The following is a 24,112-nucleotide window of genomic DNA, read 5'->3' on the forward strand; positions in this document are numbered from 1 at the left end:
CAGATAAAACGGCTAACACCAAGCCATAGGAATACGACGATGCCACGGGCTAAACCAGCGTTAGCCGCAGAGATGGTGAAAATGAGCCTGGAGACCGCCCTTTGGCTCCGGGCGGGCGCCCACAGCGCACCGGTCTCATTTTCACCATCCCGGAGGCGCTGTCACCGATGGTTTAACCCAGGCTGGCGCCGTTCCCCACAACGAGGTACCTTGAATCCGCCGCCGGGAACGACATTGTCTTGCACCATTATACCATGCTAGCCGCTGACCACGATGAATTACCGCAAGCAAAAAGGTCACCCCACAAGCTGTGAAGCGACCCTTTCATTTAACTGATTACATGGGACTCGTCATGATCCGTTGTGTTGCGGCCGTAACCTTTTCCATGGCATTTTCTTGCGTGGCTTCTGCCGCGTTGAAGGCCTCAGTGTTGACCGTTTGGTGTTCCACGTCAATGCTGTCCGTCATGGATTGGCAGGCGTCCGTGTAAGTCCGGTAAGCGGCCACCAAGGACTTGTGCTTGCCCAAAACGCGAACGGGCACGCTGGCCTGTTCAAGCTTGTTCAAGTTGTCTTCGTAGGCGTCGGTCCCGCGTTGGAAATTGTCGGCAACCTTTTGCAAGTCGACTTGGCTCAGCTCACTGACCGTGTCGTTGTCGATAGCGTTGCGCATCTTTTCAAAATCATCATTCATGGTACCCGCACCCTCTTCGGTCGTTTGTAACACGCCCGAGAGAACTTTAATGTAGCCGTTCATATTATTTTTTTGCATCGTCTTGGTGCCTCCAAATTAGTCTTGCCAGAATGTATCGTAAACGTTGACCGGTAAATGGCGCTTGTGCGCGGTCTTCCGGTACCAGTTCTCGATGCGTTCCGCTGCAGTGTCACTGACGGTCCGACCTTCCAGGTAGTCGTCAATGTCTTCGTAACGCACACCCAGCGCTGCCTCATCGGGCAAGGCTGGCCGGTCTTCCTCCAAATCAGCCGTTGGAATCTTCTTGTACAGGTGTTCCGGCGCACCGAGGTAGGTCAACATGGCCGCCCCCTGACGCTTATCCAGCCGCCAGATCGGACAAATGTCCGTGGCGCCATCCCCATACTTAGTGTAGAAACCCGTCACGGCTTCGGCGGCGTGATCCGTCCCGACAACGGCACCGGAGCGCGCTCCAGCAATCGCGTACTGGGCGATCATCCGTTGCCGCGCCTTGATATTACCTTTATTAAAGTCGCTCACGTTTTCGTGGTTGGCTGAAACGGCCGCTACCATGGCGTCGGTGGCCGGTTGGATGTTCACCCGTTCCACCTCGTCGGCACCCATGAAGTCAATGGCCATCATGGCGTCATCCTCATCGGCCTGCTCGCCGTAAGGCAACCGCACCGCAATGAATCGGTAGTCGCTGTCGCCGGTCTCTTGGCGCAACTCCGTGACCGCCTGCTCGCACAGGATGCCGGCCAAGGTTGAATCCTGACCGCCGGAGATTCCTAAGACTAAGGTCTTCATAAACTCATAGTGTTGGAGGTAGCTCTTTAAAAAGCCCACGCTCCGTCGAACTTCAGTCGCCGGATCAATGGTGGGCTGCACCTTCAACGCCGCAATAATTTCTTTTTGCATGGCACGCATAACTTTGCCCCCTAATTTATTTGCTCGGGCTTACTCGGGCATGGTTTGAACGTAACTGTGAATGTCTTTGATGATGGCCATCTTGTGGTCCCAGCAATCTTGTGACAGGTCCACGGGATACTTTTGTGGATTCAGGTCCCGCTTGTACTCTGGCCACAGGTTCGCTAAGGCCCCACGACACCGGTCACGCACCGCCGACAGGGTCGGCAACTTGTAAACCAGTTCACCCTGATCAAAGATATCTTGCAAAATGGGCCGCGCATTGAAGTCGTTCACGGTCTTGTTGATATAGGTAAAGCTGGGATGGAACATGAACAGCGAGTCCTCGTTCCGGGGATCCTCATTGACCAAGGCCACGTAATCCCCTTCGGTCTTGCCATCCGCCTTCTTGGTAATCCGCCAAACCTGCTTCTTACCTGGCGTCGTAACCTTTTCAGCGTTGTTCGACAGCTTGATTGTACCCTTCATCTTGCCGGTCTCGTCTTCGATGGCCACCATCTTGTAAACGGCCCCCAGCGCGGGTTGGTCGAAGGCCGTGATCAGCTTGGTCCCAATCCCCCAGACGTCGATCTTGGCATCCTGCATCTTGAGACTTTGGATCGTCTTTTCATCCAGATCGTTGGACGCGTAAATTTTAGCGTTCGGGAAGCCTGCTTCATCCAGTTTTTGCCGAACCCGTTTGGACAGGTAGGCCATATCCCCGGAATCAATGCGGACCCCTTGGAAATTGATCTGGTCGCCGAGTTCCTTGGCTACCTTAATGGCGTTTGGCACCCCACTGCGTAACGTATCGTAGGTGTCAACCAGGAAGACACAGTCGCGGTGGGTCTTGGCGTAGGCCATGAAGGCGTCGTAATCGTTGCCGTAGGTCTGAACCAGCGCGTGCGCGTGGGTCCCACTAATCGGGATGCCAAAAATTTTCCCCGCACGGACGTTAGACGTGGCGTTAAAGCCACCGATAAAGGCCGCCCGAGTGCCCCAGATAGCAGCATCAAATTCCTGAGCCCGCCGCGTCCCAAATTCCATCAGGGCGTCATCGCCGGCCACGGAACGAATCCGCGCGGCCTTGGTGGCAATCAGCGTTTGGTAATTAATGATATTCAAGATGGCCGTTTCAACCAATTGGCAATCAGCTAATGGCCCTTCGACCTGTAACAGGGGTTCGTGGGCATAGACCAATTCCCCTTCAACGGCTGAACGAATCGAGCCACGGAATTTAAAATTGGCGAGATAGTTTAGAAAATCTTCGGAATAATCTTCAGCTTCCCGTAAGTAATCAATATCTGTTTGGGAAAAATGTAGATTTTGGATATAATGAACAATGTGTTCCAAGCCAGCAAATACCGCGTAACCGTTTTTAAACGGCATGTCTCGGAAGAAGACTTCAAAGACGGCGCGCTTGTCAGCGATGCCTTGTTCGTAATAAGTCTGAATCATATTGATCTGATAGGCATCCGTATGCAGAGTCATACTGTCGTCAGGATACAAATTCGTCATAATAGCTACTCCTTAGCTGGTTTTCGAACTGAATTATCACGTTTCATTTTTAATTTCAATACGTTTATTTTAGCATGAAACAAACAGAGCGTCATACTATTTAATGCGGCAACGGGGGCTTAATTCGTTCTCGTGCCAATCTTGAGAGGAGTCCCCCTATGCAAACCACATTTCCCACCGTCACCGTGCTTGACTTACCCTTCGTCAAGACCACCGCGGCGGACTTACTACCCGTCTTACAACAACGTATCACCCAGCAGCAAAATACCTTCGTGGTGACCGCCAATCCGGAAATTGCGATGTACGCCCATGAACACGCGGCTTACCGCGACCTGATCTTAGGCGCGGACTTCATCACACCGGACGGGGTCGGCATCCTGGACGGGGCTAAAATCTTAAAGCAGCCCCTTCCCGAACGCATCACCGGGTTCGACACCTTACAGGACCTACTCGCCTGGGGCAGTGAGCAGCACCGCTCCGCCTATTTCCTAGGTGCCAAGCCAGAGGTGATTGCACAACTCAAACCGATTCTGGCCCGGGACTACCCCGGACTGAAAATTGCCGGCATCCACGACGGCTACTTCCAAGACGAAGCCCCCATCGTGGCCGACATCACGGCCAAACAACCGGACATGGTCTTCGCCGCGTTGGGTTTTCCCAAGCAAGAACAGTTCATTCATCAGTACCGGCACACGACCAAGGGCCTCTGGATGGGAGTCGGCGGTAGTTTTGACGTTCTGGCCGGCGCCGTGATTCGGGCACCCAAGTTCTGGCAAGACCACCATTTGGAATGGTTCTACCGGACGTTGAAGGAACCCAAGCGTCTCAAGCGCATCGCGGTCATTCCCCGCTACCTGCACCTCGTGCGGCAGCAGGCCAAACGTACGCTACCTCGCGGATAGGCCCCTGAATCTTCACGCATTCCGTGGCCACAAAGCCGCAGTGCTGGTAAAATTGACGCGCCGATTCATTGGTCGCCAGAACCCACAGGACGATGCGGTCAAACGCTTGCGCCTGCAGGGCGGTCATGGCTCGCTGCATGAATTGGCGGCCCAAGCCCTGGTGCTGCACCGTTGGCAACAGATAGATTGAATTGATCTCGCCCCACACAGCAAACTGGGCATCGCGGGCCGGACCAAAGGCACAGGTGCCCACTAACTGGTGTTGGTCGTCAAACGCTAGTAACTGATGACGCCAGTTCCGTTCGGGATGCCAAGTCGCCGGTGTTAGCTCGGCCAAGAACTCTGCCGGCAACAGCCCCCGATAGGTGTCCTGCCAAACGGTCCAGTAGAGTTGGGCCACCGTCTGAAAATCATCATCGGCTCGGGCCAATCGAATCGTGACCATCACATCACCCCGCTTACAACAAGTGCCTCACAAACGCGTTAGCATTTCAGCTAACCTTTGTGAGGCACTTTTCGCATTCATTGCTTATTTTTCCAAATAAAATTCAAACCGTTCGCCGACGTATTGCGTCCGAACATATTCAAACGGTGTGCCATCTTGCAGATAGGTCACCTGACGCAACCGTAAAATGGCGTCGCCCCGCTTGATATTCAGGTATTCCGCAATCCGTTCTGAGGCGGACATGGCCGAGACGGTCTGTTGGGCCTTCCCTGGATTCAACTTTTTCTTATCTTCCAAGGCCCGGTACAGCGAGCTCGTGACTTCCTTCTTGTTCAAGCCGTCGACCAATTTTTCTGGCACGGTGGCCACTTCAAAACAAATCGGGACATCGTCGCCGTAGCGAATCCGTTCCATCCGTAACACCTGATCATCCTCGTTGAGCTTGAGCTTTTCGGCTTCACTCAAGGATGGGTTCATCACGTGATACGAAATGGTCTTGCTGGTGGGTTGCTTGCCCTGGGTCAACATTAAATCGGTAAAACTGGTCACCCCGGACATCTTTTCCTGAACCTTTTGATTGGCCACGTAGGTTCCAGAACCCACTTGGCGTTCCAAGATTCCTTCATCCACCAACGTCTGAATGGCCTGACGGAGCGTCATCCGACTCACATCAAAATCACGAGACAGCTCCCGTTCGGACGGAATTCGATCGCCTACCGCCCATTTTCCGGCTTCAATTGCACGTTTAATGTCATTATGAATTTGAATATAAATCGGTGAACTCACAGCACCCAACGTCCCTTCTCAAAATAACTACATTTTTATTTAACTAATTCCTGCATGTTCCGGCCCAAACTGAAGGTCGTGTCCACGTGTAAATCACGGGTCAACAGGTTCAAGTCGGCATCGCGGCCTACTTCCAGTTTACCCTTCTGTGTCAAGCCGAACTCTTCGGCCTGGTTCACAGCACTCATTTGCACGGCTTCGTTGACGTCACAGCCGGTGAAGGCAATGACGTTGCGGAAGGCTTCATCGTAACGGAGCACGGATCCGGCCAGGTTGCCGCTCTCGAGCCGCGCTTGACGGTCCTTGACGATCACCTTTTGACCACCCAGTTCACTGACGCCTTCTGGCATGCCCTTGGCCCGCATGGAGTCGGTCACCAACTCCAACCGGTGTTGGCCCTTTTGCTCGTAAGCCAACTTGATCATGTCGGGCACGATGTGGAACCCATCACAAATAATTTCACAGAACAGGCTTTCTTCCAGCATGGCGTGACCGGTAACCCCGGGTTCACGGTGCCGCAAGCCCCGTTGTGCGTTGTATAAGTGGGTCACATGGGTGGCTCGGCTTTCCAACAATTGTTCCCGCGTGGCGTTAGAATGCCCCACGGATGGCACGATACCATTGGCTAAACAGTAGGTCTCAAACTTCTTGGCCCCATCGTCTTCTGGCGCGTAGGTAATCAGTTTGACCCGGCCACCGGACAGTTTGTTCCAGCGGTCCAACAGTGCCACGTCGGGATCCTTGATGTACTTTTCAGGCTGAGCCCCTTTGAAAATGGCCGCAATAAATGGCCCTTCCAAATGGACGCCCTGAATCAACGGATTCCGTTCAGCAGCCACAGCAATCCCCTGCATGGCATGGTCAATGGCTTCGTTAGACTGGGTCATCGTGGTTGGGAAGATGGACGTGATACCCTCTAAGGACATCAAGTTAACCATCTTATCAATTTGGTCGGGGTCCCCATCCATACTATCATATCCGTAGCCCCCATGGCTATGAACGTCAATAAATCCGGGAACAATCGTCTTGCCAGTCACCACGTGGATTTCATCGGCAGGCAATGGTCGAAAATCAGCCACGGGACCAACCGCTTCAATTTCACGATCAAAACGAATAAACCCGTCTGGAATAACCTCGTCACCGGTGTAAATCTTCGCGTGCTTTAAAACAATACTCATGAGTCTCCTCCTCATCAATTATACCTTCAGTCAACACTGTTATTATAATCGGTATAGACCAAAAAGGCAACTCACCAGACTGCAAAACGCGATATTTATTCTGTTATGTTTTGGGCTGGGGTTCTCCGCCTGCGTCGGTCAGGATGGCCCCTGCTGTGGGGACCGGTTTGACTGGAATTCTCCACCTAACGACCGCCAAAACGCGACCCGCTATGGGGACCGCCTTCGGCCTGAGAAACGGTCCTACAGCTCGACTTGAAGCCGCAAAAACCAGCGTCTCCAAGCTCGTCCCGTGCTGTAAGGCCGGGAAAAATCCCCCGGTCTAACACCACTGACACAGCGGGTCCCATTTTGTCTGTCTCTGGCTCCGAACCCCAGCCAAACTAACCGACTAGTATCACGTGTTGCCACTGTCCGTGTCCTTGGTAGCAAGCTTCTTATCACAAACTAACAGCATTACCTGATAGTGACTAAGATTGCCTGAAGTTAATTCATCATCAGCGCTCACTGACCTACTCAGAACATACCAGCACATACCAGCTAATCGGCCACGCGCAAAGCACCAAACCAGTCTAAAGTGACCAGAGGCGGGCCAAGGCGCCCGGCTGTGTCGATGGTCTTAGCTGAGTGATTTTCTCAGCTTAGAGCATGGGACAACCTTTGAGACCGCTTTTCAGGCTCAAAGTTGAGGTGGAAGCCCGCCCTTCAGGCTGGAACCGGTCCCACAGCAGGGCCCCTTGAGCCCGCCGCCGGGAACGAACGACCAGACACGCAAAGGTGCTTTAAGCTGGACCGCCGGCGTCGCGCTTGATGGTGGCGTCGATACCCTTGACCACCGCCGTCATCAGCCCAGCCTCTTCCATGGCGAGCAACCCGGCTACAGTACTGCCACCGGGTGAGGCGACCTGGTCGATCAGGGCAAACGGAATCTTGTCACTTTCCAGAACCATTTTAGCGGAACCAAGTGTCGCTTGAGCCGCAATCTGGGTGGCCTGGTCCTTGCTTAGCCCGTGCTTAACACCGGCACGGCTCAGACTGTCGATGAAGAAATCGATGTAGGCTGGTGAACTCCCGGCCAGCGCGCTGAAGACGCCGAATTGGTCTTCGGCTAACGTGGTCGTGGAGCCAATCGTGTTGAACACGCGCAACGCTGCGGCCAGGTCATCCCCGGTCAAATGCGCATTGGCGGCTACGGCGGTCATCCCTGCGCCCACCTCAACGTTCACGTTGGGCAGCGTCCGTAGAATCGGCACGTTTTCGCCCACCACGTTGGCCATGTCTGCCAGGGACAGCCCGGCCACAATGGAGATCAACGTCTTTTGCCCGTCAACCAGTTGTGCTTCAATTTCCTGGAGCACGTCGCTGGCCACGTTGGGCGTCACGGCTAAGACGACCAGGTCGCTGGCTGCCGCAACGTCCGCGTTGCTGGCGGCTGTTTGAAGGCCGTGGGCTTCGGCGTAAGGACCGTAGCTTTCAAGCCGATGACTGTGCACGATGATGTCGCTAGGGGCAAACGTTTTCGCCTTGAGCAGGCCGCCGATAATGGCTTGGGCCATGCCGCCGACGCCGATAAAACCAATTTTCATAACTTAATGTTCCTCCTTGGCTGGTAAGTGGTCTTGGAACCACTGATTGATACGATTCAACCGTTCGATCCGCAGGTTGGGCAGACCGGAACGGGATAATTCGTGATTAGATTTCGGGAACAGGACCAGTTGCGTGTCCACGCCGGCTTCCTTTAGGCCGACGAAGAACTCCTCACCTTGCGTAGTGGGACAACGCAGGTCTTCCTCGCCGTGGAGCACCAAAATAGGTGTCGAGGCGTCTTGCACGTAGGCCAGCGGCGAGAATTTCCAGAGCACGTCGATGTTGTGCATGTCCTGCTTGAGCTCCCACGGCGTGAAGAAGTAGCCGATGTCGCTGGTGCCGTAGAAACTGATCCAATTGGAAATGGAGCGTTGCGTGACGGCCGCAGCGAAGCGGTTGGTGTGGGTCTCAATCCAGTTGGTCATGAAGCCACCGTAGGAGCCACCGGTGACGCACAGTTGCTTAGGGTCAATCGTGGGATCCACTTTCAGCGCCGCGTCGGTTCCCAGCATCAGGTCTTCGAAGTCGCCCTCGCCGTAATGGCCGATGACGGCCGTCTCAAAGTCCTGGCCGTAACTGTTGCCGCCGCGCGGATTGATGGTGATGACGCCATACCCTTGGCCCGCAAGAAATTGCAGCTCGTGGTAGAAGCCATAGCCAAAGTCGACTTGCGGTCCCCCATGAACGTAGAGCACGGCGGGATGTTGTGGCGCTGGCGTAACGGGTGGGAAATACCAGCCCTCGATGTCCCAGTCGGCCGCCCCCTTGAAGGTGAAGCGCTGGCCGGCCACCAGCGCGTGTTTGGCCTCGTAGACGGCATTGGGGTTAATCAGCTCCCGTTCCTCGCCTGTGGCGACGTTAAGGGCCTTTAACCGGCTCACACTGGTCATGGTCGACTCGGTGAAGACGATGGTCTGCGGGTCAACCACGCTAAAGTCCGTGATAGCCCGGTCGCCCCCCAGCAACGTCCGTGGTTGCGCATCGCCGTCGAGGCTTTGACTGACCAGGCTCAACCGCCCGTGTTCATTTTCCAAAGTTAAAAAGGTGTTGTGCGTCAGCCAAGCCACAAACTGGCCGGACTGCCGCTGCTGACTGTCGATGGCCAGCATGTCGCCGACTTCCACGTCGCGGGGCGCGGTCAGGTCGGTCAATTCACCGGTCGTGAGGTTACCCAGCCACGCGTGAAATTGCGAGACGTTGGGGATGTGATTGTCCTGGCCCCACATCAACACGTGTTGGCCGTCTGCATCCAGCTGTCCCTGGTCGAAGGACCCAGCAGGTAGCTTTTCATTTAAGAGCCGGTCGGCCGTCCCATCGAAGGGATGCCAGTAAACGCCCTCGCTGAAGTCGTGCTCGTCTTCGGGCAGGCGTTCCGTTGAGAACAAGAGGCCCTGGTCGTTGGCCGCGGTCACGGTAAATGCATCCGTGCGTTCGAGGACGACGGATTGGTCGCGGCTGGCACATTGGTAACGAATGCATTGATACGTCAGGCCTTGCGGTAAGAGGCCGCGGCCGTTCATTTTGTATTGTAATTTGTCGACGATCTGGACGCTGGGGAGCGCATCCTTTGCCGGTTGTTTGGCACCGGTCGTCGTTTGAAAGTAGAGCACGTCGCTGTTGGCTTCCCAGGTCAGCTGGCTGATGTCGGCATCCCCGCGCGTAATCTGTTCCGGCGCCCCACCGTTGAGCGGCACCAGGAATAATTGGGCGTGGTCCTTAACCACCCCACTGAAGGCTAAATAGCGGCGGCTCGGGCTTAACGCCAGTTCGTTGACGCTCACATCGGCCGGACTCCACCGCCGCCGATCACTGCCATCCGCCAGTTGAACGGAATAAATGGCGGCTTGACTGGCATTCTTCTGCTGGTCTAGTTGACTCTCCACGTAGTACACCCGCTGCCCATCACTCACTGGTTGAGCCAGCGGACGCAAGGCGAACAGGTCTTCCGGTTTCACGATTGTTGCCATCATAAGACCCCACTTTCTCTATCAAATACACAAATGGTCTGGAGCAATTATTAGTTTGACTTTAGCGAAGTTAGGGGTGAATGTCAATTTTTTCGGGTGATTCCGGAGATATTGCTGGGGTGAACCGTTTGACTACCAAATGGTCGTTCATTCAGGCTGGTTAGCCAAGTAATTGCTGGTACACGAAATAGGACTGCAACGAGGGTCACAGTCCTATTTGAATTGCTTATTTAGTTGTGTTTGCGCCGTAACCCGAACCAGCTGAGGCCGGATAAGAGGGCTAGACCGACTAGCTGCCAGCCGGTTGCTGGTTGTTCACGTGTCTGCGGTAGCGTCGCCGAAGTTGCCGGCGTTAGCGTGCCAGCGGACCACACCCAGATACCTTGAGCTTGGCTGTAGTGCCAGCCGGTTGTGGGGGTCGAAGTTCCGTTTGCAGGCGTCGTTGTGAGCTGATCCCAGCTCAGCGATTGTGGCCGCCGAGCAGTTGCGGTTGCCCGGTGTCCTTGTGGTTGGGCAGGATACTGCGTGGCTGTTTGCCGCGTTGGATTTCCTGCTGGTTGCTTGGACGTTGTTTTGTTGGACTTGGTTGTTGGGTGCTTGGCTTTTGGGTGCTTGGATTTAGGCGACTTGTTCTTAGGCGTTGTGGACGTGGTTGGTGTCGATGTGCCTGAGGTTGCAGGATTCGTTGGTGTATCTGGCGTGGTGGTGCTGGTACCAGAGCCGCTGGATTGTGGTGTCCAGGTTAACGTCAGATCCTCCACGCCATAGTTTCCAGAATGATCCGTACTGCCTCCTGTAGTTCCTGAACTTACTGCTAATACTAGACTCGTTCCAATAAATCCTCCAGGCAGAGTTAACGTACCGCCGTCTGAATCAACATAGTCTAGTTTTTCACCCTTATAGGTAAACACTGGTGAAGTCAATGTTAAGCCTAGTTCGGCTTTAATTGCATCTGTCACGCCGGTTAAGTAGTTACCTTCTCGGGCAACCCCAACACTCAATTCTTTTTGGTTTGCAAACGCATCGTCACCTACATAGGCAAGTTCCTCCGGCGTATTATGAATTTTTTTCAAAGCATTCTCAGCAAATGCCTCATTCCCAACACTTCTGTCTGCACCAACTATTCCTGCACCTAAAGTTAAATCACTTAGCTCGTTATCAGCAAACGCTCTAGAACCAACATTTTGGACACTATCTGGAATAGTCAAGGCACCTGCTAATCCAACGTTCTCAAACGCTGAACTTCCGATAGTTGCCACAAACTTGCCTAATTTCACCTTAGGTATTTGTTCCTTAAGACTGTTGTCATCCTTACGACTAAATGCATAGGCTCCAATGGTGGTCACGCTATCAGGGATAATCAAAGTATTCTCATTATCCGTTACATTAAATGGATTATCAGCAAAAGAGTAATCTCCAATTATCTTGCTGCTACTACCAAATTTTACATCAGTTATTTTATTGCCTTGAAAGGCAGAGACACCAATTGAATCTAAACTATTAGCTAATTCAAGATTCCCGTCAATAGCATTATTTAAAAAAGCATTTTCTCCAATCGAATTCAACTTACTTTCAGATGTATTCATCGTCAGCCCAGTTATGTGATTGCCTGCAAAGGCAGAGGTTCCAATTGTCTCCAACGAGTTTGGTAATTTTAACGTACCAGAATAGTTGTCCCCCTCAAACGCATTTGAACCAATATTTTCAACACCTTCATTCAAGCCTAACTGGTCTAAGTTTTTGTTGAGAGCAAATGCTGAATCTTCAATTCGCAAAGTATTTTTATCAGTATTGGTAAAACTAATCGTATTCAAATTGTTATTTGCAAAGGCATTAGTCCAAATTTCTTGGAGTAGCCCCCCAGAAAAGGTCACACTTGTCAACTGATTACCGGTACCATCAGGATTACCCGCAAAGGCTGAAGCCCCAACTGTTGTAACGGCATCCGGAACTGTCAATGATCCGTTCAACTTATTATTGGCAAAAGCACTTGGACCAATAGTTGTTAAGTCCTTATCCAACTGAACCGACTTCAAGTGATTATTCTCAAATGCTGAATCATCAATTTCCGTAACTGAATCCGGTAATGAAAGCTTCTCTAAACCATTGTTTGCAAAGGCTTCGTCACTAATTTCCCAAGCAGTCGTATGTTCTCCAAATGTAATGCTCTCTAACTTGTTGTGCTCAAATGCTTGTTTCCCTAGCACACCTAATTTGTCAGGCAAAATAACACTAGTGAGACTATTGTTTTGAAACGCACCATTACCAATTGAGGTAATATGCGCACCAAAAGTCACATTCGTTAATCCTTTACCGGTAAAAGCATTATCGCCAATCGCCGTCACCCACGCACCGTCAAAGGTATCCGGAATGGTAACCTCTGAACTACTTCCTGGTGTATAACCAGTAACAGTATACGAATCACCATAAATACTCGTGACTTTTTGATAAACCAATCCACTCTTTTCATCCGTCTCAGGAGTCGGCGTGTTAACCGGTGTGTCAACCGGTGTATCGTCCGTATCAGCCAACAAACTCGCAGCCATAGGTACATTCATGCGTGACAAAAATAACCGCGGACTAAACAATCGGCTGTCAGCCACCACAAACTTCTGCCGATCAGTCTTCTCATCAGTCGTTTCTTCGGGTGGTACCGTCTGCTTTTTATCGTTATCTGCCGTCGTCACCTGTTGCGTTTGAACTGTTTTAACTACCTCAGACTGGTCGGACTGTTCTGAAACTTTCTCACCACTCCCGGTCGTCTTCTCATCATCGTTTAGCTCATATGGCGATGACCCCTGATTCCGTGGCGCTACAGGTTCAGCCGGCGTCTTTTCTTTCGCATCAGTCTGTGATTCCGTATCCGCCTGAACCTTGTCGTCAGACCGTTCATCAGTCGCGTTCGACTGATTCTTTTCGGCGTCTTCATCCCCCGCAGACTGCTTCTCGGTAGTCTTGGTGTCGTCCGTTTCCGTTTCTGTCGCCGTTGATTCCTGAGTCTTATCCGCTGTGTCAGTGGTCGTCGGCTCACTAGCGGTGACCGCGGTCACCGAACTGCTACTGGCGGCCGTGGCCGGTTGGTCTGCCGCCTGGGCCTTGAGGATGTTGGCATTCAACGCCAACCCTGCACTTAAACTGATCACCGTTAGGCCGGTTGACAACCATTTCTTCTGTCCAGCCGTCAACGGCCGGTTTTCCGTCATTAATTTTGTCGTTGGAACCCCATCCTCTCCTGATAAAAATGGGCCAAATTCGTTGGAATCTGTCCCATTTCAGCGTTGCTATTAATCATCTTGTTTTTTCTTCATGACTCCCAGCCAACTGGCGGCCAACAATCCAATGGCCCCTAACCAGCGCCACTGACTGTTTTGCTCGTTCGTTTGTGGCAAAGTCGTAGCCTTAGTGGCTACTGTCGATTGTGCTCCTTTATCCGTTACAGACTTTTGCGTTCGCACCTGTGGCTGTGCGGTGTTTTTTTTCATCACCGTACTTGCCCCAACACTGGGAACACCTTCACCGGTCACCACAATTTGTGCGGCTTGTCGCGGTGTATAAGTCCATTGATTATTATGCACCGATATTGTATCAGAATCAATCGGTCTGGGCGTGTCCAAATAGGTCTGAACAGGGACATCTGTGGTGTGCCGTTTGGTTTCCGCGGTAACGCTAGGTGTCGTGATTTCTGATGTTGAACCAGGCTTACTTGGGGATGTCGGTGTTACTGGTGTAACAGGATCAATAGGGTCAACCTCAGAATCAATATCCGGTCGTTGACTACCAGATTTAACATATAAAACATAATCTGGCGTCGTCACACTAGCCAAGTTGACCGTCGCCGTCACCGCCATAGGATCCATCTCGTATCCGGCAATTACAGGTGCTGGCACTTTAAGTGTCGAACCAACCTGGCCCTCATAATAGTCTTCAGTCGTCAAAGTGCCCAAGTTACTGGGAATATTTACCTGGGCCGATTCCATCAACTTGTACAGCTTCAACTCAAGCGTATGAACGCCTAACCGCCCCGTATCCGTTCCACCTGAAGCGAAGTGAACCAGAAACGAAGTCGGCACGGAATTATCGTCCGACAGCGTGGCGGACAGACCAGCCGGTAACATCAGCGTATCTGTATACTCGTTGTAGGCCAACTGTCGGTAATCTTCAGGTGTCTCACCAATACTAAAGGTTAAGTTCGCCAGGTCAAAATTGGCCAGGCCAATAGCATCCCGCAAAAGTTGCTTAACGCCCAGTGCTGAAGTGACGGTGGTCCCAACCCCATCTAGCACCAAGGCAGACTGGTCCGCAAAGGCATTATCACCAATCGACCCAACAGTCCCCGTCGCGTTAATATCTTGTAAAGAATTATTCGCAAACGACCATTCGTCAAGGGTTACAACCTGATTACCAAACTGAACAGCGGCCAATTTATTATTTTGAAACGCACTCGTCCCAATATTCAGAATGCTGTCAGGGAAAACCAAGCCACCGGCCAACATGTTGTCAGCAAAAGCCCTCTCCGCAATCGTCTGCACCTGACTACCAAAGGTTAATCCGGTCAACTGATTGTTAGCGAAGGCAGCCTGCCCAATCGACGTAATCCCGTCTGGAATCACCAGTGTGCCTGTTAAGAGATTGTCCTTGAAAATATCGTCATTCAATTTGGTCAGTTGACTACTCAGGTAAACCCCAGTTAATTGATTGGACGCAAATGAAGCGGCCCCCAAGTCCGTCACTGAATCCGGTATCGTTAGTGTGCCCGTTAAGGCATCACCCTGGAAGGCGCTGGTCCCAATTCGCTTTAGATTCTGACCGAGCACCACACCCTGCAACCCCTTATTATTTGCAAACGCAAAATCACCCAGATCGGTCACAGTATCTGGAATCGTCACCGTCCCTGTCAATCCATCATTTTGAAAAGCACCGGTCCCAATGCGTGTCAGATTTTGACTGAGCGCCACACCTTGCAACTCAGAATTATCAGCAAACGCAAAATCGCCCAGGTCGGTCACGGTATCTGGAATCGTCACCGTGCCTGTCAAAGTATTGTTTTGAAAAGCACTAGTCCCAATTTGCGTCAGATTCTGACTGAGTTTAACATCAGTCAATCGATTATTCTGAAAAGCATAGTCCCCAATTCTCGTCACAGCATCCGGAATGGTCACCGTCGTGAGTTGATTGTTTTTAAACGCATTGTCCCAAATGGCAACAGCGCCATTCAAATCAACTGCCTTCAATTCATTATCGGCAAAGGCCCCACTATAAATATAAATCCAGGTACCCGGCAACGTTAGCGAAGTCAGTTGGTTCCCGGCAAACGCATTTTCCTTGATGGCATGAATGTTTTGCCCTATCGTTACCTGTGTCAGTTTCGTAATCGCCGTTCCTAAAGTGGCATTAAAGGCGTTCGCGGCAATCTCAGTCACGTATTTTCCTTCATACATATCAGGAATCGTAATGGCCGTGCTGAACCCACCCACCGGGGCCGTGCCATCAGCCTGCCGCTGGGCATCCCCCGTGTAACCGGTCACAGCCACGTTTCCGTCCGCCAATTCTTCGAAAGAAAAATCGGAGACACTGGTACTGTCGGTTACTTTCAATAATGAACGCGTCTTTTTGAGGTTTTGCGTTTGACCAGTGGTATCATCCGGTTCCTCGGCATCATCGTCCAACGTGTCATCACCGCCGTCAGAAACGTCGACTGAATCAGGGATCTCATGATTATTTCCGTCTTGATTAGGTTCTTGATTGTCAGCCGGCTGTTCGGGCAACTTGTCTAATTGATCATCATCAGTATCGCCTGGAGTCGCGCCAGAAACAGATTCTTCTTGGCCGCCTGGTTTTTGTTGATCTGCAGTCTCCGAGTCAGTGCCTGCTGCCTCATCACCTGAATCATTGTCTGAGTCATTCAGTTTAGCAGCCGTTTCTGTTGATTGTTTCTGTTTATCGGTTGAATCCGTTTCACTCATTTGTGTCGTGGGTGTGGTCGCCGCACGAGCTACCTGTTCCCCAAAGGCGACACCGCTAGTCAAAGCCGCCACCGTCAGGCCAGTATAGAGCCACTTGTTGCAGAACACATTTGCTTCGGTGTCCCCTTGCTTATTGCCATTTCGCATGAATCTACCTTTCCCTTCGCTGGTGTCTTCGAGTGATTAGTTTACAGACCGTTTCGTTTCACATTAGTTGCTTATGCGAAATATTCTATGATATTCATACTATCACGACTTAACCAAAACACCAGTGTTACTTAATTGCCAAGGGGGATAACGATTACCGCTATATGCAGATATTTATTATCAAACCAATTTTTCCCCACACCTACCACAATTAGTGACTTTGCTTATTTACTTGAGCACAACCGAATCACCCCGAGTCAATCTCGTAACACAACCAGAGAAGTGTGGTGAAAAAACTTTTTTCTGAAAATTAAAAAAATTCACAAAAAAGTACGGCCAACACACAGAAAGCGCGTCAATCGTACTGGTAAATCGTTAAATTTAATTGTGATTTCGCTTGTGAGCTAAACCTAACCAGCTCAATCCAACCAGCAACATCGTCCCTAGCCACTGCCAACCAGTTGCGTGTTCATTGGTTTGTGGTAACGTCTGTTGCTTAACAGCTGGCGCCGACGTCCGTGCTGGATTCGTGGCTTGCAAGTCAGTTGAAGACTGTTGCTCTGTCCGGGTAACCTGGCCACCCTCAAACTGCGAGTTAACCCGATACCCTGGCGTAGCGACTGTCGTCCGCGTGGTGGCCCGTTGCTGGATAGCGGTTGTCGTCAAGCGTTGCGGCACGACACGTTTCAGTTGCCAGTTAGGCCCTTCAATGACCAGCTTCGGTGAAACGATACCAGCCTGATGGGCGTCCGAACCCTTTTTCGTCTGCGATTTTCCACCGTCAAAGTTGGGTGGATAAGGAATGGCCTTATCTCCACCAGTTGTCGGCGTAACGACGGGTGTCGCTGGAGGCGTCACTGGCGTCACCGCCGGATCACCACCGGGTGTATTTCCCGGGTTAACTGGAGTTTCGGGTGTAACAGGGGTTACGGGGGTATCTGGTGCGCCCGGATCAGTCGTCCCACCAGGTTGTGTCGGATCAGTTGTATCATGGCCGCCGCCACCGGGCGTTAGGTCCGGCGTGTACAAGACATCCTCATTGGCTGTGATGGTGCCGTTCGGGTTGACTGTCGCCGTAATGGTCTTCTTGTTCGCGGTATACCCGCCAACCACCGGAACCGTCACGACCACTTGCGTATTGCCAACGCGGTCGGTAATACCCCACGCCTTATCCGCATGCATCCCCTGCAGCATGCCAATCATGTCAGGATTGCGGCTGAGGTTACTCGGAATCGCCACGTCATCCGTGACCCACCGATTCAAGTCCAGTCTGAGGTTTTCAACGCCATAACGCCCGGTATCAGTACTGTTAGTCGTCAGGCTCAGAACCACCTTGCCGTTCTGCACCCAATCCGGCAAAGTCGCACCGTCAGAAACAGGCGGCAGCGTCAGGGTATCCGTAACCGGATCATAGACCAGTTGGGCTTGATTGTCGGTGAAAATGAAGGTTAATCCCGCAATATCCAGATTCTTCATTCCCAGGGCATCGCGAATTGCCTGCTGGACACCAGAGGCAACCGTGGTGATAGTACCGTTTTGATTAGCGACAATGGCCCCGGCAACACCGGCATTCAACAAGGTTTGACCGGCAAAGGCATAGTCCGCGATGGTCGCAATCTGGCCACTAGCATTGATTTTCTGCAAGCTATTATAAGCAAACGCGTAACTTTCCAGACTGTTCATGTTCGACCCCATCTCGAGGTCAGCCAGCTTGTTATAAGCAAACGCATATTTCCCAACATCATGAACGTTATCGCCTAACTTCAGGGTACCGCTTAATTGATTATGTTCAAACGCTTCATCGTTAACAGTCACCAAACCGGTCCCAAAGGTTAAACCGTTCAATTGGTTATTCACGAATGCATCGGCCCCGACGTTGGTCAGCGTATCTGGAAAATTCAGAACACCCGTTAAGTTATTGTTGGCAAACGCGTTGGCTTCAATCGTTGACAACGGGGCCGTCCCCAGCTCAAGCCGCGTCAATTGGTTGCCACCCGCAAAGGCAGACTCGCCAATACTCGTCAGCTCATCCGATAACGCCAGTTTCCCAGTCAATTTATTCCCGTAAAAAGCATACTTTTCAATCGTGTTTAGCTTGGTGCCACCGGTCAAACCGGTCAGTTGGTTATTGGCAAAGGCGGACGTCCCCACGTTTAAGATGCTGTCCGGCAGATTCAGGGTGCCTGTCAGCTGATTATCGGCAAACGTTTGCGGCCCAATCTCCGTCAATTTGTCATTCAACGTCACGCTACTCAACTGATTATCCCAGAAGGCTTGGTCCCCCAGGTACGTCAGGCTGGCTGGTAAGTTAAGTGACCCAGCTATGCGATTATGCGCAAACGCGGCCGTCCCAATCGATGTCACGCTGTCGTCCAGCTGCAAGCCGGTTAGCTGATTCCCGTCGAAGGCGGCGTCCCCAATACTGGTAATGGTCGCGGGAATCGTTAACGCACCGGTCAGTTGGTTATTGGCAAAGACGCCGGTGTTCAACAGGCTCAGACCGGCGTCTAAGGTCAACCCGGTCAGCTGATTGTTGGCAAAGGCTTGATCCCCCAGCGCGGTCAGTGTCTCGGGTAACACCAAGTGACCCTGAATCTGGTTATTCGCAAAGGCTGCCGTTCCAATCGAGACCACCTTTTGACTCAGCGTCAGGGATTGAATCGTATTATTTTCAAAGGCATCGGCCGCAATACTAGTCACCGAATCCGGAACGACCAGCTGCCGAATCTGATTACTCTGAAAGGCCCCGGCGTTGATCTGCTGCAAGTTCCCCAGATCAACCGTCACCAAGTCGTTATTGGCAAACGCCCCGGCCCCCACGGACCAGATGCCATTCGTAAATTTAATTGTTTTTAATTGATTATTCGCAAACGCATGGTCCCAAATGACCTGTAGGTTCTGCCCTAGCGTCACATCGGTCAACCCGGCGCCATTAAAGGCGTTCGCGGCAATCTCTGTGACCGGCAAGTTTAAATAGGTATCCGGAATAGTAATCTGCGTACCGTGCGTCGGATTGGCAAAACCGGTCACCACGTAACCGTCCTTGCCGTCATTTAACGTGTAGGCCAAGGCAGACTGCGTATCGGCGTCAGAAGTCGTGGTCACCGCTGCCGTTGTGGCTGGCGCGATCGGCACATCGCTCGCAGGTGTCGTATCGGGTGTTGGATTCGTTACGTCAGTCGACGGTTCGTCTTGTTTCGCTGGCTGCTCCGCGTCTCTTAACAGGAGATACCGAGCCGCTCGCAGCGATGGCTTGATTGCCGTGGTTGTTTTTTCGGTTGGAACCGTTGGTTTGGGTGTCACCGTCGTCTGAGTCGGCGTGTCAGTTGCCGCGGATGTCACCGGTGTCTTCCCAGTCGTTGGTGCTGGTTTCGTTGTCGGTTCAGAACTCGATGTCACGGTTTTAGCCGGATTTTCCGCCGTCATCGTCTCGTCTGACGTCCCATTACCTTTCTGAGTGGAACCAGTCCGGGCAAACCGGTACCGGTTTGCCCGGACTGCGACACATCAGCCGGCGTGACCGAACTCGTTGTTTGGGTGGCCGTCACGTTCTCCGTTTGGGGCGTACCATCACCGGTAGCCGTCTCGCGGGTATCCGCAAAAACCGGCGTCGTGACGAGCATGACCCCCGCCCCTAGGCTCACTAGGGTGACACCGGCATAGATCCACCGACAACTAGGCCGCTGAACTTGACTACGATGTTGCCATTTTTCTTTAAACATCAATTGCCACCCCTTTCACGAGCACCGACTACCCCTTTTAAGATTATCCTAACACCCAACGAACTATTTGTCAGCGATGATAAATTGAAAACTAGGGTAACGATTGTCCCTATAATTTGCTAGTGCCATGTTCTATCGGTTCTTGGTGCCGATGGAACCCGGATGAACGCCTGGGTCCCTCCACGTGTCTGTCTAATCATCGACTCGTTTACGGGACGACCACAAAAAACTGTCCCATTCTAAACTATTTTCGTAGGGTACACAAAAGGCGCTCGAGAAATTCCCGGGCTCCACAATCTAGAATATAAATGAGAACATAAAAAAAACAGTCACACACCGTGACTGTTCCTTAGTTGGGCTAGCTGGGTTCGAACCAGCGCATGACAGGATCAAAACCTGTTGCCTTACCACTTGGCTATAGCCCAATAATAAAAATGGTGGGGAGTGGATTCGAACCACCGAACCCGAAGGAGCGGATTTACAGTCCGCCGCGTTTAGCCAGACTTCGCTACCCCACCAAAACGTGAATCGTCGTAACGAATCAACTACACTATCATACAAAAAACTGCATAAATCGTCAAGACTTTTTTGCAGTTTTTTTTATTTTAAATCCAAAATCCTTAATTGACGCTGCCATTCGACGAAAAAATCGGGCTGAGACCACTCGTTGATTCGCCGATTGTGGTACCCAACCGCCTGATTGTAATAGGTGGTTGGGCCAAAGGTTGCTGGGGCAAACCGATGATGGACGTGACCGAATAAAGTATCAGCCACTGAATATTTTTCCAAAACGGCGCCAATCCGCGGACTCCCTAGCATGGCGTTGGCCATGTTCCAGAAACGGTTGTCATCTGTATACCGGATATAGTCCTGACGCGGGACGAAGTGGGTCATAAACAGGACCCGTTTGCCAGCTACCTGTGCCTGCGCCAATTGCTCGGTCATCTGTGCCACCACCTGGTCTAGCCGTTCAGGATCACTTTGGGGCTGCACAATCGTACTGTCGATCCAAAAGGCCCGTTTCCAGCTCAAGAAATTCCGCCCGACCAGGTTATTAGCAAATTGATAATCATACCAGCCATTATTGCCGATTACCCGCCAGTTAGTCCCCGGGAGGTCTAAAGACCCACGATGGAAGTAAACAGGCGTCTGTGACGCTTCTAGGCCCGCATACGTGATGTCGTGTAACATGTCGTGATTGCCCGCAATAAACCGTACCTTGGCTGGTGCCATGAGCGCTTGTAGCCGGGTGACGAAGGCTAGCGACTGACTAAAGTAATTGGTCACGTCACCAGCAATTAAATACAGTCCCACGTTCCGTTGGGTCAAGTACGCTGCCTGCTGTTGGGCAACGGTCTCTGGATCCTGTTGATTGATGTCTAAATGTAAGTCACTGATCATGGCCACCTTAACCACGTCGTCGCCCCCTTTCAAATATAGCGGCACAAAAAAATGCCACTCCATCATAGAGTAGCACTTTTTCGCCAGAAACAAATTATTTAATTCCGGCCATTAAGTTCTTAATTGGTTTAACCAAGACAAACATAATCAGCCCAGCGACGATGGCCACGATGGCCACACCCATGAAGTAAGCTGCTTCGTTTTCTGGTGTGTATAGCTTAACGATTTGCGCGTTAACGGCTTGACCAGCGGCATCGGCTAAGAACCACATACTCATCATTTGAGATTGGAACGCCTTCGGTGCTAACTTGGTCGTCACGGACAATCCGATTGGTGAAATCAACAGTTCGGCAATTTCAACAACTGCCCAGCTACCGACTAACCAAAGCGGACTGACCCGGGCATCCGTCCCGAACATAACCACGGGAACCACCATGATCAGGTAAGAAGCCCCGGCGAACAGCATCCCAGTTGCAAACTTGGCTGGTGAGCTAGGTTGTTTCTTACCCCAACGGTTCCACATTGCGGCAAAGAATGGCGTGTAGATCAAGATGAACAATGGGTTTAACATTTGGTACCAAGATGGCAAAATGTGTACCCCTAAGAAATGGTTGTTCGTCTGGTTGGCAGCGAATAAGGCCAACACAGATGACCCTTGTTCTTCAATTGCCCAGAAGATCATGGCAGCGATGAACAGGCCTAAGTAAGCCCACACGTGCTTCCGTTCAGTGCTGGTAACTTTTTTACTGGTTAAGAAAATCGTGAAGTAAACGACTGGTGCAGCAATCGCGATAACGGATAATAAGAGCACGAAGTTGTTTAAGTTCAATGAACCTAAGAGGTACATCAGGATAATGACCAATCCGAAAGCAACCAAACCAATGGTCCCCCGAACAGTCAGCTTCTTCATGTCACCGGGTTCCAGTGGGTCGGTTGGGTAAAGGCTGTCCTTACTCAAGTACTTCTTCCCACCGATCCAGTATTGAACCAGACCCAAGAACATCCCAATAGCGGCCAAGGAGAACCCTAAATGGAAGTTGTATTTCAGACCTAACCACCCAACTAAGAGCGGTGCGACCAAGGACCCCAGGTTAATCCCGAAGACGAAGATGGTGAACCCGGCATCACGCCGCGTATCGCCCTCATCGTAAAGTCCCCCAACCATTTCGGAAACGTTAGGCTTCAACAGCCCAGTCCCCAAAACAATCAAGAGGATTGAGATGAAGAGTGCCATGGAACCGGCTGGAACAGACAAGGCGATGTGCCCGAACATAATCAGGACACCCCCGATGAAGACGGTCTTCCGACTCCCCCAGACACGGTCACTCATGTAGCCCCCAAGAACTGAGGACAAGTAAACCATGGATCCGTAAATGGACATCACGGACGCAGCAGTTGCTTGGCTAAAGCCTAATCCACCCTTAGTCACTGAGTAGTACATGTAGTAGATCAGGATAGCCCGCATGCCGTAGTAACTGAACCGTTCCCACATTTCAGTGAAGAACAGCGTTGATAACCCACGCGGTTGACCGAAGAATGTTCGGTCGGTAGTGGTGCTTGGTTCTGGTTTGTTATTCAAAACGATAATACCTCCATTGCATTTCTGAAAATGAATAATTTTATTTTCCGCAATGCACATCGTAAAAACTGATGGCGACGGTGTCTCATAGACCTCTAATAAAACATAGTAGTAATTATACTGCACGAACTCCCGTTACGCAACGGTTTTCCGAATAAAAACGTCTTCATTCCTTTGGCGTCCGACAAAAAACAATGATGAAATTATTAGTCGTCTCATGCAATCTTCTTATTTTTTATTCATTTCTGCCTCATTCAAAATATTAAGAAATTTATGTATAAAATTCGTTTTAATTGCTCTCTGAGACGCTAACAAGGTGTTCATTTGGCAAAAAAAAGACGCCTTGCAGATTCACAAGGCGTCCCACGCGGAATTCTAATTTAGATGGCAGCAGCTGGTACTAAGTTTAATTTGCCACAAGCAAACTTAACCAAGGCCTGACCGTTTAACCAGCCATAGATGTCGTTAGGAATATCAACGGTTGGGACCTGGGTATTCATGGCCGCAGTATCGGCAGCGTTAGCCGTTTGTGGGGCTAACAGGATTAAGTCTTGGTCTGCCAACAGTTCAGGAGTCAAGTCAGCCATCACAGCCGCCTTAAAGCACAACGGTGCGCGCCGAGTTTCTGCAGTTCGTTTGGCTTCACCTAAAAATAAATGACTTGAATTTTCATTTCCGGATAATAATAAGACGTTTTTCATGATGACCTCTCCCTTTTTCGTATCTCTATTCGATAAATATAGGATATCACTTTCAGAAGTAGACCACAATAGGTTTATCAAATAAATCAATATTTAATTTATTATCCTAATTAGCTTCAAACCGGCATTCTTAGTTCTATACCAATTGTTTTGAAATGACTATACCAATTGTACAATGCGCGTTAACCCCGTTTTGGCTTTCAATTGTCAGTTTATTTTATGAAAACACAAAAAAAGCCGCTGGTCTACGACCAACGACTACTTTGATGCCGGCTGAGGAATTCGAATCCCCGACCCTCGGTTTACGATACCGATGCTCTACCAGCTGAGCTAAGCCGGCATATCAACTGGCTAACCAGGTTAACCCGACTCCGGCAGGCGGGCTCGAACCGTCGACAACCTGATTAACAGTCAGGTGCTCTACCAACTGAGCTATGCCGGAATAATCGCGTAGCAACGTCCTATCCTCGCAGGGGGCGATCCCCCAACTACTATCGGCGTGCTGAAGCTTAACTTCCGTGTTCGGCATGGGAACGGGTGTATCCTTCAGGCTATCGCCACTACACTATGAAAGAACTTCTTCTCTCAAAACTAGATATCATCAAATTATTTTCTAT

Annotated in this window: 16 protein-coding genes, 4 tRNA genes and 1 rRNA gene; 1 reads left to right on the forward strand and 20 read right to left on the reverse strand. The window is 51.1% G+C overall.

Features of this window, described 5'->3' with window-relative positions; all coding sequences use genetic code 11:
• Positions 1-336: 336 nt before the first annotated feature.
• Genes JUF13_RS07975 through JUF13_RS07985 form a run of 3 tightly spaced genes read right to left on the reverse strand, consistent with a single transcriptional unit; the run spans position 337 to position 3,117 of the window.
• On the reverse strand, positions 337-771 hold the full coding sequence (locus tag JUF13_RS07975; RefSeq protein ID WP_203639021.1) for a hypothetical protein: 435 nt from the start codon (positions 769-771) through the stop codon (positions 337-339).
• An 18-nt stretch (positions 772-789) separates the two neighbouring features.
• Positions 790-1,620, reverse strand: coding sequence for an NAD(+) synthase (gene nadE, locus JUF13_RS07980; protein WP_203639025.1), 831 nt, complete (start codon positions 1,618-1,620; stop codon positions 790-792).
• Between the two features lie 30 nt (positions 1,621-1,650).
• Positions 1,651-3,117: a nicotinate phosphoribosyltransferase gene (locus tag JUF13_RS07985; RefSeq protein WP_203639027.1), complete on the reverse strand. Its 1,467-nt coding sequence runs from the start codon at positions 3,115-3,117 to the stop codon at positions 1,651-1,653.
• A 158-nt stretch (positions 3,118-3,275) separates the two neighbouring features.
• Between JUF13_RS07985 and JUF13_RS07990 the strand changes: the two genes are divergently transcribed.
• Entirely contained in the window at positions 3,276-4,019 is a 744-nt protein-coding gene (locus JUF13_RS07990; protein ID WP_203639029.1) for a WecB/TagA/CpsF family glycosyltransferase, read from the forward strand.
• On the opposite strand, the gene JUF13_RS07995 is transcribed toward JUF13_RS07990, so the two are convergent.
• The 17 genes from JUF13_RS07995 to rrf form a co-directional block, all read right to left on the reverse strand.
• Complete coding sequence (locus JUF13_RS07995) at positions 3,958-4,464, reverse strand: GNAT family N-acetyltransferase (protein ID WP_203639031.1); 507 nt, start codon at positions 4,462-4,464, stop codon at positions 3,958-3,960. The two genes, JUF13_RS07990 and JUF13_RS07995, sit on opposite strands and share 62 nt — an antisense overlap.
• A gap of 84 nt (positions 4,465-4,548) precedes the next feature.
• On the reverse strand, positions 4,549-5,250 hold the full coding sequence (locus JUF13_RS08000; protein ID WP_125765636.1) for a GntR family transcriptional regulator: 702 nt from the start codon (positions 5,248-5,250) through the stop codon (positions 4,549-4,551).
• A 35-nt stretch (positions 5,251-5,285) separates the two neighbouring features.
• Positions 5,286-6,428: an N-acetylglucosamine-6-phosphate deacetylase gene (nagA, locus tag JUF13_RS08005; RefSeq protein WP_203639032.1), complete on the reverse strand. Its 1,143-nt coding sequence runs from the start codon at positions 6,426-6,428 to the stop codon at positions 5,286-5,288.
• A gap of 782 nt (positions 6,429-7,210) precedes the next feature.
• The gene (proC, locus tag JUF13_RS08010) at positions 7,211-8,014 is read right to left on the reverse strand and encodes a pyrroline-5-carboxylate reductase (RefSeq protein ID WP_203639033.1); all 804 of its coding nucleotides are present in this window, start codon (positions 8,012-8,014) and stop codon (positions 7,211-7,213) included.
• A 3-nt stretch (positions 8,015-8,017) separates the two neighbouring features.
• Positions 8,018-9,985, reverse strand: a complete 1,968-nt coding sequence (locus JUF13_RS08015) for a S9 family peptidase (RefSeq protein WP_203639034.1) — start codon at positions 9,983-9,985, stop codon at positions 8,018-8,020.
• Positions 9,986-10,212: 227 nt separating this feature from the next.
• Positions 10,213-13,185, reverse strand: a complete 2,973-nt coding sequence (locus tag JUF13_RS08020; RefSeq protein WP_203639035.1) for a leucine-rich repeat protein — start codon at positions 13,183-13,185, stop codon at positions 10,213-10,215.
• A gap of 81 nt (positions 13,186-13,266) precedes the next feature.
• Positions 13,267-16,092 (reverse strand): leucine-rich repeat domain-containing protein, encoded by a 2,826-nt coding sequence (locus tag JUF13_RS08025; protein ID WP_203639036.1) that lies wholly within the window; start codon positions 16,090-16,092, stop codon positions 13,267-13,269.
• A gap of 381 nt (positions 16,093-16,473) precedes the next feature.
• Positions 16,474-19,518: a leucine-rich repeat domain-containing protein gene (locus JUF13_RS08030; protein WP_203639037.1), complete on the reverse strand. Its 3,045-nt coding sequence runs from the start codon at positions 19,516-19,518 to the stop codon at positions 16,474-16,476.
• Entirely contained in the window at positions 19,515-19,814 is a 300-nt protein-coding gene (locus tag JUF13_RS08035) for a hypothetical protein (RefSeq protein ID WP_203639039.1), read from the reverse strand. Before JUF13_RS08035 ends, JUF13_RS08030 begins: the two co-directional genes overlap by 4 nt.
• A 353-nt stretch (positions 19,815-20,167) precedes the next feature.
• Positions 20,168-20,239 (reverse strand) — tRNA-Gln (locus tag JUF13_RS08040).
• Positions 20,240-20,249: 10 nt separating this feature from the next.
• A tRNA-Tyr gene (locus JUF13_RS08045) sits at positions 20,250-20,332 on the reverse strand.
• A gap of 82 nt (positions 20,333-20,414) precedes the next feature.
• Positions 20,415-21,215 carry a metallophosphoesterase gene (locus JUF13_RS08050; protein ID WP_203639046.1) on the reverse strand — a complete coding sequence of 267 codons (801 nt, stop codon included), beginning with the start codon at positions 21,213-21,215 and terminating at the stop codon, positions 20,415-20,417.
• 94 nt (positions 21,216-21,309) lie between these two features.
• Entirely contained in the window at positions 21,310-22,800 is a 1,491-nt protein-coding gene (locus JUF13_RS08055; protein ID WP_373300838.1) for a peptide MFS transporter, read from the reverse strand.
• Positions 22,801-23,174: 374 nt separating this feature from the next.
• Positions 23,175-23,495 (reverse strand): PTS sugar transporter subunit IIB, encoded by a 321-nt coding sequence (locus JUF13_RS08060; protein ID WP_203639042.1) that lies wholly within the window; start codon positions 23,493-23,495, stop codon positions 23,175-23,177.
• Positions 23,496-23,762: 267 nt separating this feature from the next.
• Positions 23,763-23,835: transfer RNA gene (locus JUF13_RS08065), tRNA-Thr, on the reverse strand.
• Between the two features lie 29 nt (positions 23,836-23,864).
• Positions 23,865-23,937, reverse strand: a tRNA-Asn gene (locus tag JUF13_RS08070).
• A 6-nt stretch (positions 23,938-23,943) separates the two neighbouring features.
• A 5S ribosomal RNA gene (gene rrf / locus JUF13_RS08075) occupies positions 23,944-24,060 on the reverse strand.
• Positions 24,061-24,112 lie beyond the last annotated feature (52 nt).

Source organism: Levilactobacillus wangkuiensis, from assembly GCF_016861605.1.
Lineage (GTDB): Bacteria > Bacillota > Bacilli > Lactobacillales > Lactobacillaceae > Levilactobacillus > Levilactobacillus wangkuiensis.